At 66.1% G+C, this 14,977-nt stretch carries 13 protein-coding genes; 6 read left to right on the top strand and 7 right to left on the bottom strand.

What is annotated here, in order from left to right; all coding sequences use genetic code 11:
• Window positions 1-55: 55 nt before the first annotated feature.
• Window positions 56-679: a hypothetical protein gene (locus K7W42_RS03010; RefSeq protein WP_224572139.1), complete on the top strand. Its 624-nt coding sequence runs from the start codon at window positions 56-58 to the stop codon at window positions 677-679.
• A gap of 56 nt (window positions 680-735) precedes the next feature.
• Here K7W42_RS03010 and K7W42_RS03005 read toward each other — a convergent pair whose 3' ends face one another.
• The 3 genes from K7W42_RS03005 to K7W42_RS02995 form a co-directional block, all read right to left on the bottom strand.
• Entirely contained in the window at window positions 736-1,860 is a 1,125-nt protein-coding gene (locus tag K7W42_RS03005; protein WP_224572137.1) for an ABC transporter permease, read from the bottom strand.
• A 154-nt stretch (window positions 1,861-2,014) separates the two neighbouring features.
• Window positions 2,015-2,986 carry an ABC transporter permease gene (locus K7W42_RS03000; RefSeq protein ID WP_224572135.1) on the bottom strand — a complete coding sequence of 324 codons (972 nt, stop codon included), beginning with the start codon at window positions 2,984-2,986 and terminating at the stop codon, window positions 2,015-2,017.
• Window positions 2,987-3,118: 132 nt separating this feature from the next.
• Window positions 3,119-4,873 carry an ABC transporter substrate-binding protein gene (locus tag K7W42_RS02995; protein ID WP_224572132.1) on the bottom strand — a complete coding sequence of 585 codons (1,755 nt, stop codon included), beginning with the start codon at window positions 4,871-4,873 and terminating at the stop codon, window positions 3,119-3,121.
• A gap of 125 nt (window positions 4,874-4,998) precedes the next feature.
• Here K7W42_RS02995 and K7W42_RS02990 point away from each other — a divergent pair, with 125 nt between their 5' ends.
• The 4 genes from K7W42_RS02990 to K7W42_RS02975 are packed head-to-tail and all read left to right on the top strand — an operon-like array spanning window position 4,999 to window position 8,946.
• Window positions 4,999-5,772: a GntR family transcriptional regulator gene (locus K7W42_RS02990; RefSeq protein WP_224572130.1), complete on the top strand. Its 774-nt coding sequence runs from the start codon at window positions 4,999-5,001 to the stop codon at window positions 5,770-5,772.
• Between the two features lie 2 nt (window positions 5,773-5,774).
• Window positions 5,775-6,992: an anhydro-N-acetylmuramic acid kinase gene (locus K7W42_RS02985; protein WP_224572127.1), complete on the top strand. Its 1,218-nt coding sequence runs from the start codon at window positions 5,775-5,777 to the stop codon at window positions 6,990-6,992.
• Window positions 6,989-7,936: an N-acetylmuramic acid 6-phosphate etherase gene (locus K7W42_RS02980; protein WP_224572125.1), complete on the top strand. Its 948-nt coding sequence runs from the start codon at window positions 6,989-6,991 to the stop codon at window positions 7,934-7,936. Before K7W42_RS02985 ends, K7W42_RS02980 begins: the two co-directional genes overlap by 4 nt.
• Window positions 7,933-8,946, top strand: coding sequence for a serine hydrolase domain-containing protein (locus K7W42_RS02975; RefSeq protein ID WP_224572123.1), 1,014 nt, complete (start codon window positions 7,933-7,935; stop codon window positions 8,944-8,946). The genes K7W42_RS02980 and K7W42_RS02975 overlap by 4 nt, the downstream gene beginning before the upstream one ends.
• 47 nt (window positions 8,947-8,993) lie before the next feature.
• On the opposite strand, the gene K7W42_RS02970 is transcribed toward K7W42_RS02975, so the two are convergent.
• The 4 genes from K7W42_RS02970 to K7W42_RS02955 all read right to left on the bottom strand — a co-directional run bounded on the left by K7W42_RS02970 (window position 8,994) and on the right by K7W42_RS02955 (window position 12,154).
• Window positions 8,994-9,830, bottom strand: a complete 837-nt coding sequence (locus K7W42_RS02970) for a GNAT family N-acetyltransferase (protein WP_224572121.1) — start codon at window positions 9,828-9,830, stop codon at window positions 8,994-8,996.
• A 116-nt stretch (window positions 9,831-9,946) separates the two neighbouring features.
• Complete coding sequence (locus K7W42_RS02965; protein WP_224572119.1) at window positions 9,947-10,441, bottom strand: ester cyclase; 495 nt, start codon at window positions 10,439-10,441, stop codon at window positions 9,947-9,949.
• Window positions 10,442-10,502: 61 nt separating this feature from the next.
• Window positions 10,503-11,534, bottom strand: coding sequence for a medium chain dehydrogenase/reductase family protein (locus K7W42_RS02960; RefSeq protein WP_224572117.1), 1,032 nt, complete (start codon window positions 11,532-11,534; stop codon window positions 10,503-10,505).
• Window positions 11,535-11,596: 62 nt separating this feature from the next.
• Entirely contained in the window at window positions 11,597-12,154 is a 558-nt protein-coding gene (locus K7W42_RS02955) for a TetR/AcrR family transcriptional regulator (RefSeq protein WP_224572114.1), read from the bottom strand.
• 254 nt (window positions 12,155-12,408) lie between these two features.
• Here K7W42_RS02955 and K7W42_RS02950 point away from each other — a divergent pair, with 254 nt between their 5' ends.
• Window positions 12,409-14,835, top strand: coding sequence for an EAL domain-containing protein (locus K7W42_RS02950; protein ID WP_224572112.1), 2,427 nt, complete (start codon window positions 12,409-12,411; stop codon window positions 14,833-14,835).
• Window positions 14,836-14,977: the final 142 nt, after the last annotated feature.

Below are 14,977 nucleotides of genomic sequence, written 5' to 3'. Positions count from 1 at the left end.
CGTCAGCCAGGGGCTTGAAAGAAAGCTGTGCGAAAGAGGGGGTAAGCTGGGGGGCATGACACAGGTGGTGCCGGCTCAAGCGTCCTCCGCTCATTACGGTGCGTCGGGCCTGGCCGATATCTGCCCGGTGCTGCTCCACAACGATGAGCAGCTGTACCGTCTGGGCCAGTCGCTGGCCGTCCTGTTCGCCCATCAGGGATCGTCGCAGCGTGTGCGTATCCTGATTCTCAAAGATGACCCGACCAACCCGCTGGCGCTGCAGGGCGACCGCCTGATGCGCCCCGGCGCCACGCTGGGCCTGAAAGCCGAACTGCGTCACCAGCAGCACCTTCAGGCGCGCTGCTCGGCCGCCCTGGGCGCGGACCCCACTCCGGTGGACCTGCTGACCCGCGACAATCAGGTGTTCGAGCTGGTGAACGGTGAGGAGCAGTCACGGGTGTCCAGCGCCGCGCTGGCCCTGGCAGCCGCCATTGACAGCGCCAGCCGCGCACCCGCCGCCAAGCCGGTGTCTGGTCTGGGCCGCCTGTTCCGCAAGCCCCAGGATGACGCGCCCCTGAGCAGTGATAAGGGCGCCGCACAGCGCACCCTGGAAGAACTGCGGGAGGCGGTGAAGGGACTGCGCGTGACCCCCTTTGCGACCCTGACCCTGGAGTGGGACGACGTTCCCGACCTGAGCTAAAGGTAAAAGAGAGGCACGCGCTGAATTGAACGTTCAGCGCGCGCCTCTTTTGAAGGTCAGCGGCTCTGGGTATCAGCGGCGTCGCGCAGGGCGTCGCCCAAGAAGTTGAACGCCAGCACCGACACCACAATCAGCACGCCCGGCAGCAGCAGCCACGGGTACAGGCTGAGGGTTTCGAAGTTCTGTGCGTCCTTGAGCAGCAGGCCCCAGCTGGTCATGGGTTCCTTGATGCCCAGGCCCAGAAAACTCAGGGCGCTTTCGCCCAGGATGTAGCCGGGCAGGGCCAGCGTGGCCGTGACAATCAGGAAAGAGGACAGGTTGGGCATGATGTGGCGCAGAATCACGCGCAGGTCGCTGGAGCCCAGAGCGCGGGCTGCCTGCACATAGTCCACCCCGCGCGCCCCAAGCACCTGCCCGCGCACCACGCGCGCCAGTCCCGCCCAGCCAATCAGGGCCAGCACCGCCACGATGCCCAGGTAAACCCAGGTGGAGGGCCACCGGGCCGGAATGATGGTGGACAGCGCCAGCAGAATCGGTAAGCGGGGAAACGACAGCAGCACCTCCACCAGCCGCTGAATCAGGCCGTCCACCCAGCCGCCGTAATAGCCACTGACGCCGCCCAGGACGATGCCGATGGCAAACGAGATCAGAATGCCGATGAGGCCCACGGTCAGCGACACCTGCGACCCCACCAGCATCCGCGAGAACAGGTCGCGGCCGAACTTATCGCTGCCCAGCGGAAAGTAGGTGCCGTCCTTGACGCCGAACAGGTGCCACTGGCTGCGAAAGACGCCCAGGAATGAATACCCGAACTCGGCCGGGTCGTCGCCGCGCACGAAGAACAGAATGGGTAGAGGCCGGGTGCGGTCCTCGCTGAAGGTGCTGGCAAAGGTCACGGGGTCGCGGGTTTTCTTGAAGCCGTAGACGAAGGGGCGCGTGACTCTGCCCTCGTGGACGAGATGCACCGCCTGGGGCCGCTGATAGGGCGCCTCCTCGTGCTGCGCCGTGATGGAATACGGCGCCAGAAACCCCGCCAGCAGCGCCACCAGATACAGCGCGCCCAGCACCCAGGCGCTCAGGACACCGGCGCGGCTGCGGCGAAAGCGGCGCAGGGCCAGCGCCAGAGGGGTCTGACGGCGTGCCGGGGCCGGCGGCGCCGTGGGGGAGGGCTGGGCGGTCATACGGATGCCCTCCATAGCCAGGCTATTGGGAAAAGAACCAGAGGGTCTTCCAATGCCCGAAATCCACCCTCTTTTCCTCTCTGCTGTACGGCGCTTCGCGGCCTTCCAGTCGAATGAAATTCCATTTGGAGTTCGGCGGTCATCGCAACCCCCATCACTCGAACCTCACGCGGGGGTCGGCCCAGGCCAGCGCCAGGTCGGAGAGCAGGTTGCCCAGCAGCAGCAGCAGCGCGCTGAACATCAGCAGGGTCATGGCCACGAACTGGTCCTTGTTCAGCAGGCTGTCGTACAGAAAGGGGCCGATGGTGGGCAGGTTCAGCACGATGCTGGCGATGATGGTGCCCGAAATCAGGCTGGGCAGGCTCAGGCCCGCCAGGCTAATCAGTGGGTTGACTGCGTTGCGCACCGCGTGGCCCCACAGCACCCGCCGCCCGGCCAGCCCCTTGGCCTGCGCCGTGCGGACGTAGTCCTGGTGCAGCACGTCCAGCAGCGAGGCCCGCATCTGGCGCATCAGGCCCGCCACACCCTCCAGCCCAATGGCAATCATCGGAATCCACAGGTGCGACAGCAGGTCCAGCACCCGCGCGCCGCTCCAGAGAGCGTCAATGTAGTCCGGGCTGAAGAGGCCGCCCACATTGGTCCCGCCCGTCCTCAGGACCAGGGCAATCAGCAGCAGCGCCACCAGAAAATCCGGTGTGGCCAGGCTGATATACCCCAGGAGATTCAGCAGCGTGGAGCGCCGGCGGTGGCGGTGAATGGCCGTGTAGATGCCCAGCGGCACTGCGACCACCCACGACACCACCAGCGTCAGGACCGCCAGAAACACCGTCCAGCCCAGCCGCTCCCAGATGAGACTGCCCACTGGCCGGCCGTTGGCAAACGAGTACCCAAAATCGCCTTCGGTGACGATGCCGCGCACCCAGTGCAGATACTGCGCCCACAGCGGCTGATCCAGGCCCAGCTGCCGGGTCATGGCCTGCAAGGATTCGGGGGTGACGCGCGGGTCTTCCTTGAACTGGTCCAGAAAGCTGCCCGGCTGCAACTGAATCACCACAAAACACACGGCGCTGATGAGCAGCAGCGTAGGAACCATGCCGAGCAGGCGGCGCAGGGCGTAGGTCAGCATATGAAGGGAAGTGGGAAGGAGGGAGTGGGGAGTGGGAAAAGCACAGAGGTCAAAGCAGGGCTCCTTTCAGTGGGGGGGAAAACAGGTGGGAAGCAGAGCACCTTCCTCCACTTCCCACGCACCATCCCCTCCTTACTTCTGGTAAATCAGGGGCACCGGGTTGTAGCCCGGAATGACCCCGAGGTTGTACATGTAGTTGCCGTATTTGTTGCTGACGGCCCCGATGTTCTCGGGCTTGGCAATCGGGGTGACCGGCAGATTCTGGGCAAACAGGAGTTGCCAGCGCGTGTACAGGGCCTTGCGGGCGCTGGCGCTGGGTTCCACGGCGGCCTTGTTGAAGATCTCGTAGATTTCCTTCTCCCAGGCGGCCATTCTGGCCGTGTTGGCGGGGTCGCCGTCCTTGGCCGGTTGCGGCGCGCGGTGCCAGTAGTACAGGCTGCCGCCGGGCTGCCAGATGGGGCGGCGCAGTTCGGGGTCAGGCTGGTCGCCAAAGGCGTGCAGAATCATTTCCCAGTCGCCGCTCTGACCGGTGGCGAGCAGGCGGCTGGAGAGAATGCCTTTCAGGTTCACCTTCACGCCCACCTTGGCAAAGTCGCTTTGCAAGATGGTGGCGATTGGGGGGTACACGGCGCTGTCGGTGCCGTAGGTCAGGTCCAGTTCCAGCGGCTGCCCGTTTGGGAGCAGGCGGACACCCGCCGCATTCTTTTTGCTCAGGCCCATCGCGTCCAGGGCCGACCCCACGGCCGCCAGGTCAAAGTCGCCCAGCTGGCGGGTGGTGTTCGTGTAAAACGCCTTGTTGGCGGGGGCCACGCCGTGCCCAGGCAGGCTGGCCAGGCCGTTGTACACGGCGTCAATGATGCGCTCCCGGTTCACGGCGCCCTGCATGGCGCGGCGGAACCGCACGTCGCTCAGGACCTTGGCCAGCGCCGCGTTCTTGGCGTCAAAGTTGTAGGCCACGAAGGGCGGGCTGCCAAACAGCGCCGTGGAACGCATGACCTTGAACGGCGCGCCCGCCACTTCCTTCTGCTTCAGGTCGGGAAATTGCGCCCCGCTGATGTTGAGCTGGTCCAGGTTGCCGGCCAGAAACTGCGCCACCTGCGCCTGTGGATCGCGGATAATCAGGAAATCCAGGCTGTTCAGGTAAGGCAGCTTGGTCCCGGCAGCGTCCACCTTCCAGTAGTTCGGGTTGCGCGTCAGGGTGACCTTCTGGCCGGCGGTGTAGGTGGCCAGCTTGAAAGGGCCTGTGCCCACAACCTCGCTTTCGGCCACGTTGGTGGGCCACGCCCCGTTGATGTCGGCGGGCTTGGCGCCGTTCTCCTGGCCGTATTTCGCCAGCTTGTGCTGCGGCATGATGAAGTAGCGCTGCTGCAGCAAGAAAGCGGGCGCGGGCTGCGGCAGGGTAAAGCGCACCGTCATGGCGTCCACCTTGCTGATGGTGACGTTCTGGCCTCCCAGTTTGAAGTTGCCAGGGTCGCCCGCGCGGGCTTCGGGGTTCATGATCATGTTCTTGTAGGTAAACACCACGTCGTCGGCGTTGAAGGCCTGGCCGTCGCTCCATTTCACGCCGCTGCGCAGCTTGAAGGTGTAGACCTTGCCGTCCGGGCTGATCGTCCAGCTTTCCGCCAGGGCCGGCTCGATTTTGTAAGTCGCCAGGTTAAATTCCACCAGCCCGTCGAACAGTTGCTGGGAAATCAGGCCCAGGTTGTTGTCAATGACGCCGTAATAAAAGAGGCTCTGGGGGCTGTCCCCCAGCGGCAGGGTGTAACTGCCGCCCGCCTTGCCGTTCACGACGCCCAGCGCGCCGTAGCCACTGACCTTCTTGGGGGCAGCGGAGGCCGCGCCGAGCAGAGCGAGAGAAACCAGGGCCAGCGTGCGGGAGACAAACATGGGAAACCTCCGGGAGGCGGCGGGGATGAGGCGGCGAACAGCTTGAGACACACCAGCCTAATACCACCCCAGGACCACTTGCAACCTCTGGCCAAAGTGGACTGAAAGTGGTACGGTTGTCCCTGATGCTCGCCTCTCCTCACCTCTGGGCCATGCCCCTGGACGCGGCCAGCGCCACGCCGGTGTACGTGCAGGTGGCGCAGGGGCTGACGCAGCGCATCGAAAGTGGGCAACTGCGCGCGGGCAGCGCCCTGCCGGCCGAACGCGAGCTGGCCGCCGGGCTGGGCGTCTCGCGGGTGACCGTGCGGCAGGCCCTGGCGCTGCTCTCGCAGCAGGGCTTGCTGACCCGGCGGCACGGCAGCGGCACCTTCGTCACGCCGCCGCCGCGCCCCGGCGACTTGCCCAGCCGCACGCTGGGGCTGCTGTCGTCGTTTTCCGAGGACGTGCGCTCGCGCGGGCAGCTGCCCGGCGCCCGGGTGCTGAGTTTCGAGCGAGTCCGGCCCGGCGCCCAGGAAGCCATGAGCCTGGCCCTGTCGCCCGGTGAACTGGTCTACCGCCTGCGCCGCCTGCGCACCGCTGATGGCGAGGCCCTGGCGGTGGAGGACTCCACCCTGCCCGCCGCGCTGGTGGGCGACCTGGCCCCAGAAGACGTGCAGGACGCCAGTCTGTACGCGCTGCTCTCTGGGCGCGGCCTGAGCCCTGCGCGGGCCATTCGCCACCTACGCGCCGTGAACGCCGATCTGACGCTGGCGCCGCTGCTGGGCGTGCCGGTGGGCGCGGCGCTGCTCACCACAGACCGGGTGTCGTGGCTCTCGGGCGGCCAGCCGATTGAGTACGCCCGCGCCCACTACCGGGGGGACCGCTACGACTTCGTGATGGAACTTCAGGGCGGGGCCTGACCGTGCCGGCGTTGACTGGGCGGCTTCTGTCTGGGCGGGCGCCGCGCGTGCTGGGCCTGATGAGCGGCACGAGTGCCGACGGCATTGACGCCGCGCTGCTGGAGTTGCCCGGCTGGCCCGCCCTGGGCGAAGGAGGAGGCGACCTTCCTGACCTGACGGGAGCGGCCCCACGCGGGCGGGTGCTGGCCCACACCTTCACCCCGTTCCCTCCCGATTTGCGCGCGGCGGTGCTGCGGGCCGGGCAGAACGAGGGCACTCCCGCTGAGCTGACACAGCTGCACTGGGCGCTGGGCGAGGCTTTCGCCCAGGCGGCGGCGCCGCTGGCTGGGGACGCCGACCTGGTGGCCAGCCACGGCCAGACGGTGCAGCACCACCCCCGCCCAGAAGCGGCGCGGGGCTGGACCCGGCCTGCCACCCTGCAACTGGGCGAGGCCGCCGTGATGGCCGCCCGCACGGGAAAACCGGTGGTGGCTGACTTTCGCCCTGCCGATCTGGCGGCAGGAGGGGTGGGCGCCCCTCTGGTGCCATTTGCCGACTGGGCGCTGCTGGCCGAGGCAGGTATAAACCGTGCTCTGCACAATCTGGGTGGCGTCAGCAACCTGACCTTTCTGCCGGGCGCAGACCCAGCGGGCGTGCTGGCCTTTGACACAGGCCCGGCCAATTGCCTGCTGGACGAAGTAGCGGCCCTGGCCGGACAGACCCACGACGAGGGCGGCGCGCTGGCCCTGGCCGGCACCGTTCATGAGGTCACCCTGGCCGCCTGGCTGGCCCATCCCGAACTGGCTGCCCCACCGCCCAAAGCCACCGGGCGCGAGGTCTGGACCCTCTCCCAGTTGCCCCGGCCAGCTTCTCTGAGTCTGCCCGACCTGGCGGCCACCGCCGTGGCCCTGACCGCCCGCACGGTGGGGGACGCCTACCGCCGCTGGGTGCTGCCGCGCGGGCTGGACGAGGTGGTCGTGGCGGGCGGCGGCGCGCGCAATCCGGCCCTGCTGGCGGCCCTGCGCGCCGAACTGCCTGTGCCGCTGCGCACCTTTGCCGACCTGGGCTGGACCGATCACGGCTTCACAGACGCCACGCGCGAGGCCGCCGCGTTTGCCTTTCTTGGTTATGCCCATGCGCAGGGCTGGCCCAACACGCTGCCGCACACGACAGGCGCCGCCCAGGCCGTCAGCGCTGGCAAATGGACCCCCGCCCCCCTGACCCCCGGAGCGCCCTCATGAGCGACGCGCTGACCCCACCCGAGTCCAGCCGCCCCACTCCCCAGCTTCAGCCTCCTGACTTCCGGCCAACAGAGGCGGTGCATCCAGGGCACACCAACCTGGACCAGCTGGAGCTGCCGGCGCTGATGCAGGCCCTGGCCGACGACCAGCTGGGCGCGGTGCAGGCGGCCCGCGCCGCCGCGCCGCAGCTGGCCCGCGCCGCCGAGGCGGCACTACCGGGTTTAGAACGTGGCGGGCGGCTGCTGTATGCCGGTGCGGGCACCAGCGGCCGCCTGGGCGTGCTGGACGCCTCGGAGTTGCCGCCGACCTTTTCCTGGCCAGAGGCGCGCGCGGTGGCTGTGATTGCGGGCGGTGAGCGCGCCATTCGGCACGCGACCGAGGGCGCTGAAGACGACGAGGCGGCGGGCGAACGTGACCTGCTGGCCCTGTGCCCTGGCCCTGACGACGTGTTGATTGCGGTGGCGGCCAGCGGCACGACCCCCTGGGTACTGGGGGCGCTGCGGGCGGCGCGCGGCGCCGGCACCCTCACCATTGGGCTGGCCAACAACCCCGGCACCCCGCTGCTGGCGGCCGCCGACTGCCCGGTGCTGCTGGACACCGGCCCCGAACTGATCAGCGGCTCGACGCGCCTGAAGGCCGGCACCGCGCAGAAAATTGCCCTGAATACCCTGTCCAGCGCCCTGATGGTGCAGCTGGGCAAGGTCTACGGCAACCTGATGGTGGACCTGCGCGCCAGCAATGCCAAACTTGAGGCCCGCGCCCTGCGGCTGGTCATGCACGGAGCCGGCGCCGACGAGGCCAGCGCCCGCGCCGCCCTGAGTGAAGCAGGCGGTCAGGTCAAGCTCGCCCTAGTCAGTCTGCGGCTGGGTGTGCCTGTCGCCGAGGCCGGGCGCCTGCTGGACCAGGCGAATGGTCACGCGCGCCTGGCCCTGGGAGAAGAGTGATTCCGGTCACCACCCGCCGCCTGCTGGAGCGGGCCGTGAGCACCTCCGGCGGGCCTTCGGGCGCTGCACTGGGGGTGGTCAATGCGGCGGGCGAGCGTGAGACGCTGGTGCTGGGCCTAGCCCAGCGAGCACCAGAGCCCGTGGCCCTGGCCGCCAGCTTCTGGTGGGACCTCGCCAGCCTGACCAAGCCCCTGTTGACCGCCCGCGAGGTGCTGCGCGCCCTGGAAGAAGGCCTGCTGGACCTGGATGACCCACTGGGCGCCCATCTGCCGGACCTGGCCTGGATGCAGGACACGCCGCTGCGGGGCCGCACCCTCCGCCAGCTGCTGTGCCACACGTCCGGCCTGGGGGCCTGGGCCAAGCTGTACACCTGGGGCGACGCAGCGACCATCCGCGCCCGCTTTGTGCAGGAGCCGTGGCCGGTGGGCGAGGCCGGCCCGGTGGTCTACTCTGACCTGGGGTACGGCCTGCTGGGCCGCGTGCTGGAACGCCTCCGGGGCACTCCGCTGCGCGCCTTTACCCTGGACAGTGGCCTGACCTTTGCCCCCGACCCGGCGCAGACCGTGGCCACCGAGCACTGCCTGTGGCGAGAACGGCTGCTGCGCGGTGAGACCCACGACGAGAACGCGGCGGCCCTGGGCGGCGTGGCCGGGCACGCTGGGCTGTTTGGCACACTGGCCGGTGTGCTGACCCAGGTAGAGCAGTTGCTGTGCGGTGGCTGGTTATCGCCCGCCGCGCAGGCATTAGCACTGCGCCCAGCCGCCTCAGAACGCACCCTGGCCTTCGTTCAGGCTAGCCCCGGCTGGAGCGGTGGCAGCCTGTGCAGCCCGCAGGCGGTGGGGCACACCGGCTTTACTGGCACGGGCCTGTGGGTAGACCCCAGCGCTGGCCTGGCCTGGGTGCTGCTGACCAACCGCGTGCACCCGACCCGGCACAGCGGCTACGACATTCAGGGGCTGCGGCAAGCGGTGGGCAATACCTTGCTGGCTGGGCAGGGCCATCTGGATTGATTGTCAGTCCAACTGTAGGCACCTTTTCTAGCCCTATAGCCGCCGGTTTAACTGGTCGTCTCTGCTTCTTGTGCATTTCTTGGAGGGCGCCAGAAGAATTCCTGCTCCTGGTAGACCCGCACAAAACCTGCGCGCTCGACATTTCGCAGACTCGCTTCGTTCGAGAGGTCCACTTCTGTCGTGGCGACGGTGCAGCCCAGGGCCGCCGCGTCGGCCAGGCGGCGCTGCAAGAGGGCGGCCTGTAGCCCCTGCTGGCGGTGGTCAGGGTGCGTGATCGCTCCGGAGAGGTAGGCGAGCTGGCCCGCCACTGTCAGCTCGGCGGTGGCAATCAGCTGAGTGCCCGCCCAGACGCCGTAACGCGTGCTGTGCGGCCCTGCAGGGCGGCTCATGAACGCCAACACCTCGGCTGGCGCGCCGTCGCCCAGCATCAGGCGTCCAACGGCCTCGCCCTGCTCACCGGTCAGTGGCTGGACAGCTACAGCGGGCTGGCTCAAAGGTATGTCCGGCCCAGACAGAGGACGGGCCAGGACCCAATGAGAAGACCAAGGCGACAGGCCAGCGCCCAGGAGTTGCTCAGGCAGGTCCGCCGGCTCGGCGAAGGGCGTGACGATCACCACGAAGGGCAGGGCGGCGTCCCGAAAAAAGCTCAGTAATTGCGCCAGCGCTTCAGGTGTCGCTGGTTCCAGTGTCCCCAGATTTACGATGGTGTTGGCCCCCAGCCATGGGGCGTTGCGCGCGTAGAGGGCCGCCGCGTGTCCGACCTCAAAGGCGCCCAGGCCAAAGGCTTGCCGAGCCGCAGCGTCCCCGTGCAGGTGGTGCGCGGCGCGCTGCTGCCCCAAGGCTGTTCGGGCCAGGGCCAGCTCTCTGGGACTCAGAGGCGTCATGCTGCCGGTCCTGTCGGGAATGGAAGCGAGGAGAAGAAGGTCAGGTGGGTCGGGCGCATGTTGCGTTCTCCTTGGAGCTTATGGTGGTGGTAAGTTGTTCCAGCGAGGCCGCTCATTCAAGGCTGAGGGGCCACCCAGTGATCGGACGGCAGGCCAAGTTGATGAAAGAGGTCGGCCCGGTTGTACATATCCGTCACCTCTTGAATCTTGCCATCTCGCAGGTGAAACAGAGAGGTGGCCAGCACGGAAAACGACCGACCGTCCAGGTCACCGAAGCCCGTGGGGGTGCCGCTGAAGATCCACTGCGCCGCAGCGCGGTCGCCTACCTGAAAAGCGTCGAGAACCGTGACGTGGGTGTCGGGGATACTCTTGACTGTCAGGTCGAGCCAGTGCGCCACCCCGTCCCGGCCTACGTTTCTGGCCTGGAAGGCGAAGTCCTGATACACCCCTTGCTCGGTCATCAGGGCGGCCAGGCCTGTGGCGTCGGCGGTATTCCAGGCTTCGGCCCACTGCTGAACGATCAGGGGAACAGGCCGGTCCGTGGCTGTAGGCAGGGTGACTCTGGTTGGTGCGGGGGCAGCGGAAGTAGGCGCGTCGTGTTGGGTGAACATAGGGAGTCTCCTTGAAAGGGAATGAGGGGTTAACGGTGGGCCGATGAGGGTCCAGGGGCGGTTACGGTGTCAGCACCACTTTGCCCATGACGGTGCGGGACTCGGCCAATTCCATGGCCTGCCCAATGGCACTGAGGGGAAAGCGGGCGGCCACCTGAGGGGTGAGGACGCCCTGAGCCAGCAGCGCCAGCACCTGCCGCAAATCCGCTTGCTGGTGGGCGCGGAAAGTTGCTGGGGCAAGCTGTTTGCCGCCCCAGAAGTCATAGAAGGTGGCGCGGCGACCGTTGGGCAGCAGCGTCCAGGCAGCGATCTGGCCGAGCATCTTGATGAACAGCTGCAGCACTGAGCGCTCCGAGTTCACCTCGGCGGCCATCCCGTAGGCGACCAGCGTGCCGCCTCTGGCCAGCAGGCTAAAGGAGCAGCGGGCGCTGGCCAGGCCCAGATGATCAAAGGCCGCGTCCACTCCACCGGGCGCCAGCACGCGCACCTGCGCGGCCAGGTCTGCGGCCTGATAGTCCAGCGGTTCGACACCCAGCTCGCGGAGCGCGCCGTGATGCCGGGGCGACGCCGTGCCAATAACCCGGAGGCCAGCGTGGCGGGCAAGCTGCACCAGAATGCTGCCCACCCCGCCGTTCGCACCGTGCACCAGAATCGTTTGGCCCGCCTGGACGCGGGCGCTCCGGTGCAGCATTTGCCAGGCGGTCAGGCCGTTAACAATGACAGTTTCGGCGTCCACAGCATCAACAGTGGCGGGCACAGGCACCAGGTCCGCCGCCGTGACCAGGGCGTGCGTGGTCCAGCCGCCGGTTTTGGTTGCGGCGGCCACCCGCAGGCCGACCAACGCCGGGTCAACGGCGGGCCCGACCTCAAGCACCGTTCCGACTAGGTCATAGCCAGGCACGAAAGGAAATTTGGGCTGCCCAGGGTAGCGGCCCCGCCGCATCTGCTGTTCGGCAAAGGAAATGCCACTGGCTTCCACGTGCACCAGCGCCTGCCCAGTCCCTGGCCGAGTCACAGGGCGCTGGTGCAGTTGAAAGCCAGAAGGGGCCACTAAACCGGGCAAGATCACATCGGTCGCCTGAACTTGAAACATACAAACCTCCTTTGTTTATAAGTGATTGGTCACTCACCAGAAGAGCTAAAAAAAGCCTTTCCCTAGAAATGTCGAATGCCTTTGGTCAGGAGCTGGGCCCACGGCGCGGCGTTTCCATCAAGTTCAGCCACCACGATGAGATGGCAAAGCTGGCCGTAAGCCATGAACCGCTGCACGGCCTCGCCCGAGGCCCCAGAACGGGTCTGCACAAAGCGGACAATCTGTTCCAGGCCCGCACGGAGCGCCGCGGCAATCTCAGGGACGCCCGCTGCGGACTGGGCATGAACCTGCAGCATCAGGAGCGAACGGTCCGTAATCAGGTGGGCATAGGCTTGGCCCATCGCGTCCAGAATGGCGTCGGGTGTTTGTGCGGTCGCCCCCTGAGCGCCGTGGTCGAGGGCGTCTTGAATCAGCTGGAAACAGCGGGAGAGGGCGGCGACGAACACGTCTTCTTTTCGGGGAAAGAGTTTGAAAACGTAGGCGGTAGAAATCTTGGCGTCCTGGGCGACGGCACTGACGGGGGTGCCCAGGTATCCCGAACGCGCAAAGACGGTGATGGCACTCTGAATGACAACTTCACGCCGGGCCTCAGCGGTGGAGAGGGAAGATATCTGAGGCATAGAGTGAGTGTACAATCACTCACCACAAGCTGTCAACTGGAGTGATGTGGCAGGGTATGAGTAGCGCGCCCAACCCTTTAGAAGTAGGTAGGGCTTATCTGGCATCCAGCCCTCACCAGAGGCGGTTGCCAAGCCTTGCTGACCGTCGAAGCACATCTCATCATTCTGTTTTGAGAGAACTCTGTCAGAGGCTCGGGCCTATTCTTGGTCTCCGTCTCTTCGACATTAAACGTTCTGGTGAACCCAATATCCCTATGCTTGGCGACTCTTACGACAATCTACCGGCCCTTCAGGATCAAGTGGACGCCCTGAATAACGAAGCGGAAAACGCGCTGTCTTCGTCTATTGAGCAGGCGATGGCACAGGCCCTTGAAGCGTCACGCCGCGCGCAGTTGGCGCCCTATCCAGCAGGGGCCGCCCGCGCGCAGATGCTGATGGGCTATGCCTGGATGCTGCGTGGGGAATTTAGGCAGGCCATCACGACGTTTGAAGACAGCATTGACCAGGCCACCCGGCTGCATCTGCCTGCACTCGCCGCGCGCAGTCTGAATGGGCTGGCCGTTACCCACGCCCGGATGGGCCACTACGGTCAGGCCGCCGAGTACCACTTCCGGGCGCTGCAAATAGTTCAGATGTCAGAAGACAGTGTTGGCCAGGCGCGCAGCCTCAACAACATCGGCAACCTCTACATGGACCTGAGAGAACACGATCAGGCTCTCAAATACCATTCGGAGGCTTTGCTGCTGGCCAGCCGCGCACAGGTGCCGGCGTTGGTCTCGGTAATTTCTATCAATATGGCCATTGATTACCATGATCTTGGCCGCTTTGAAGAAGCGCTGGCGCTGAACCACACGTCGTTGGCGCAGGCTCGGCAGGCTGGGTTCCGCCATCACGAGTGCCTGATCCTGACCAATATGGCGGCCAACTGCTTTCAGTTGGGAGACCTTGACGCCGCGCTGTCCTACGCCCAGGACAGCATTGGGCTGTCGGAGGAACTGGGGGAACGGGAGAATCTGTCTGAGGCCCTGACCACGCGCGGGCAGATTCTGATGCGGCTCGGTCAGTTGCCCGAAGCGGAACACAGTGTGCGTCAGGCACTGGAGGCGGCACAGGCTCTGAAAAAGCGGCGGGTCGCGGCGCTCAGTGAGCTGTCTAAGGTGCTGGAAGCCCAGGGGGCTTTTGAAGCGGCTCTGGGCTACGCCCGCGAGTACGAACAGGAGGTTGGCGAGCTGAATGCCGATATTCAGCGTCACAAAACGCAGGTGCTGAGCGCACAGCTGAAAGTCGAGCGCTTCGAATACCAGGCTACCCAGGAACAGCTGCGCGCCGATGAATTGGCACAGGCCAACGCCGCGCTTCAGCAGGCGCAGGCCCGGCTGGCGTACCAGGCGCAGCACGACCCGCTAACCGGGCTTCTCAACCGCACAGCCTTTGAAGCGGCGCTGCATGACGCCCTGAGCAGTCAAAAGCCTGTGGGTGTGCTGTTTATAGATCTGGACCACTTCAAGCAGGTGAATGACACGCTGGGCCATCCGGTGGGCGACGCCCTGCTGGTACAGGTGGCGCAGCGGCTGGTGAGCTGCATTCGGGAAGAGGATCTGGTGGCGCGGCAGGGGGGCGACGAATTTACCGTTCTGCTGTCACTGCACACCTACGACGAAGCCGAACTGGTGGCGACCCGCATCCTCGACACCCTTAGCCTGCCGCTGTATCTCGCCGGGCGGCAGTTGATTCTCACCGCCTCTATCGGCCTGGCGCTGGCCCCACAGGACGGCACAGATGTCACCACCTTGCAGAAAAACGCCGACCTGGCGATGTACCTGGCCAAGAAAGAGCGGGGCAATGTTCAGCGCTTTCAGTCTGCCCTGAGCGAAGCGGCCATTCGGCGCCTGAATCTGGAACAGGACCTGCGCCAAGCCCTGCCCAACGGCGAACTGGAGCTGTATTACCAGCCGGTCGTGACCAGCGGGGCGCAGCAGCCTGTGGCGGTTGAGGCCCTGATCCGCTGGAATCATCCTGCGATGGGGCTGCTGCCCCCCGACCAGTTCATTCCGCTGGCCGAGGAAAATGACCTTATCTTTTCCCTGGGGGCCTGGGTGCTTCAGGAAGCCTGCCGGCAGCTCAGTGTCTGGCGCCGCTTCTGGCCTGAACTGCGCGTCAGCATCAACGTTTCGTCGCGGCAGTTTACGCAGACTGACTTTGCCAGTTCGGTTGTTCAGGCGCTGGCGGCCCATCACTTACCGGCCAGCGCCCTTGAACTTGAAGTCACGGAAACAGCCACGCTGGACACCGAGAGCCTGGGGGATTATGCGGCCCTGATGGCGGCGGGGTTGCAGTTGGCGGTGGATGACTTCGGCACGGGCTATTCCAGCATCGTGCGACTGTTCGAGCTGCCTGTGGGCATCCTAAAAATTGACCGTTCCCTGGTGGCCGCGCTGATTCCCAGTCAGGACCGGCGACGTTCAACCCTGCCCCTCATCCGCTCTTTCGTGACTTACGCCCGTGAATCGGGGCTGCAAGTCACGGCTGAAGGTGTGGAAACACAGGAGCAGCTAGAGGTGCTGAAACAGGCAGGCTGTGACCTGATTCAGGGCTTCCTGATCGCACGGCCGGCGTCTGCGGCGCAGACCGAACGCTGGCTCCGGCAGACGACGGAGCGAGAGTACGATCCGCAGGCTTAAGCCGGACTCTGTTTGCGACTCCGATTTGGGACGCCTTGTCATGTCCGGCCGGCGCCGTTCGCGCGGCGCGGACAGAAGCTGCCTTAAGGGCCAGTTCAAGGGCACTCCGATGTGGCATGATAGAGGGCCGCCGATTGTGGCC

Origin of the sequence: Deinococcus betulae (assembly GCF_020166395.1) — a bacterium.
GTDB classification, from domain to species: Bacteria; Deinococcota; Deinococci; order Deinococcales; family Deinococcaceae; genus Deinococcus; species Deinococcus betulae.
This window is presented reverse-complemented; position numbering and strand designations above follow the sequence as displayed.

What these genes read in the sequence shown, in the direction of transcription:
- K7W42_RS03010 (WP_224572139.1), top strand. Translation starts at nt 56, where the DNA reads ATGACACAGGTGGTGCCGGCTCAAGCGTCCTCCGCTCATTACGGTGCG.
- K7W42_RS03005 (WP_224572137.1), bottom strand. Translation starts at nt 1,860, where the DNA reads ATGACCGCCCAGCCCTCCCCCACGGCGCCGCCGGCCCCGGCACGCCGT.
- K7W42_RS03000 (WP_224572135.1), bottom strand. Translation starts at nt 2,986, where the DNA reads ATGCTGACCTACGCCCTGCGCCGCCTGCTCGGCATGGTTCCTACGCTG.
- K7W42_RS02995 (WP_224572132.1), bottom strand. Translation starts at nt 4,873, where the DNA reads ATGTTTGTCTCCCGCACGCTGGCCCTGGTTTCTCTCGCTCTGCTCGGC.
- K7W42_RS02990 (WP_224572130.1), top strand. Translation starts at nt 4,999, where the DNA reads ATGCTCGCCTCTCCTCACCTCTGGGCCATGCCCCTGGACGCGGCCAGC.
- K7W42_RS02980 (WP_224572125.1), top strand. Translation starts at nt 6,989, where the DNA reads ATGAGCGACGCGCTGACCCCACCCGAGTCCAGCCGCCCCACTCCCCAG.
- K7W42_RS02970 (WP_224572121.1), bottom strand. Translation starts at nt 9,830, where the DNA reads ATGACGCCTCTGAGTCCCAGAGAGCTGGCCCTGGCCCGAACAGCCTTG.
- K7W42_RS02965 (WP_224572119.1), bottom strand. Translation starts at nt 10,441, where the DNA reads ATGTTCACCCAACACGACGCGCCTACTTCCGCTGCCCCCGCACCAACC.
- K7W42_RS02960 (WP_224572117.1), bottom strand. Translation starts at nt 11,534, where the DNA reads ATGTTTCAAGTTCAGGCGACCGATGTGATCTTGCCCGGTTTAGTGGCC.
- K7W42_RS02955 (WP_224572114.1), bottom strand. Translation starts at nt 12,154, where the DNA reads ATGCCTCAGATATCTTCCCTCTCCACCGCTGAGGCCCGGCGTGAAGTT.
- K7W42_RS02950 (WP_224572112.1), top strand. Translation starts at nt 12,409, where the DNA reads ATGCTTGGCGACTCTTACGACAATCTACCGGCCCTTCAGGATCAAGTG.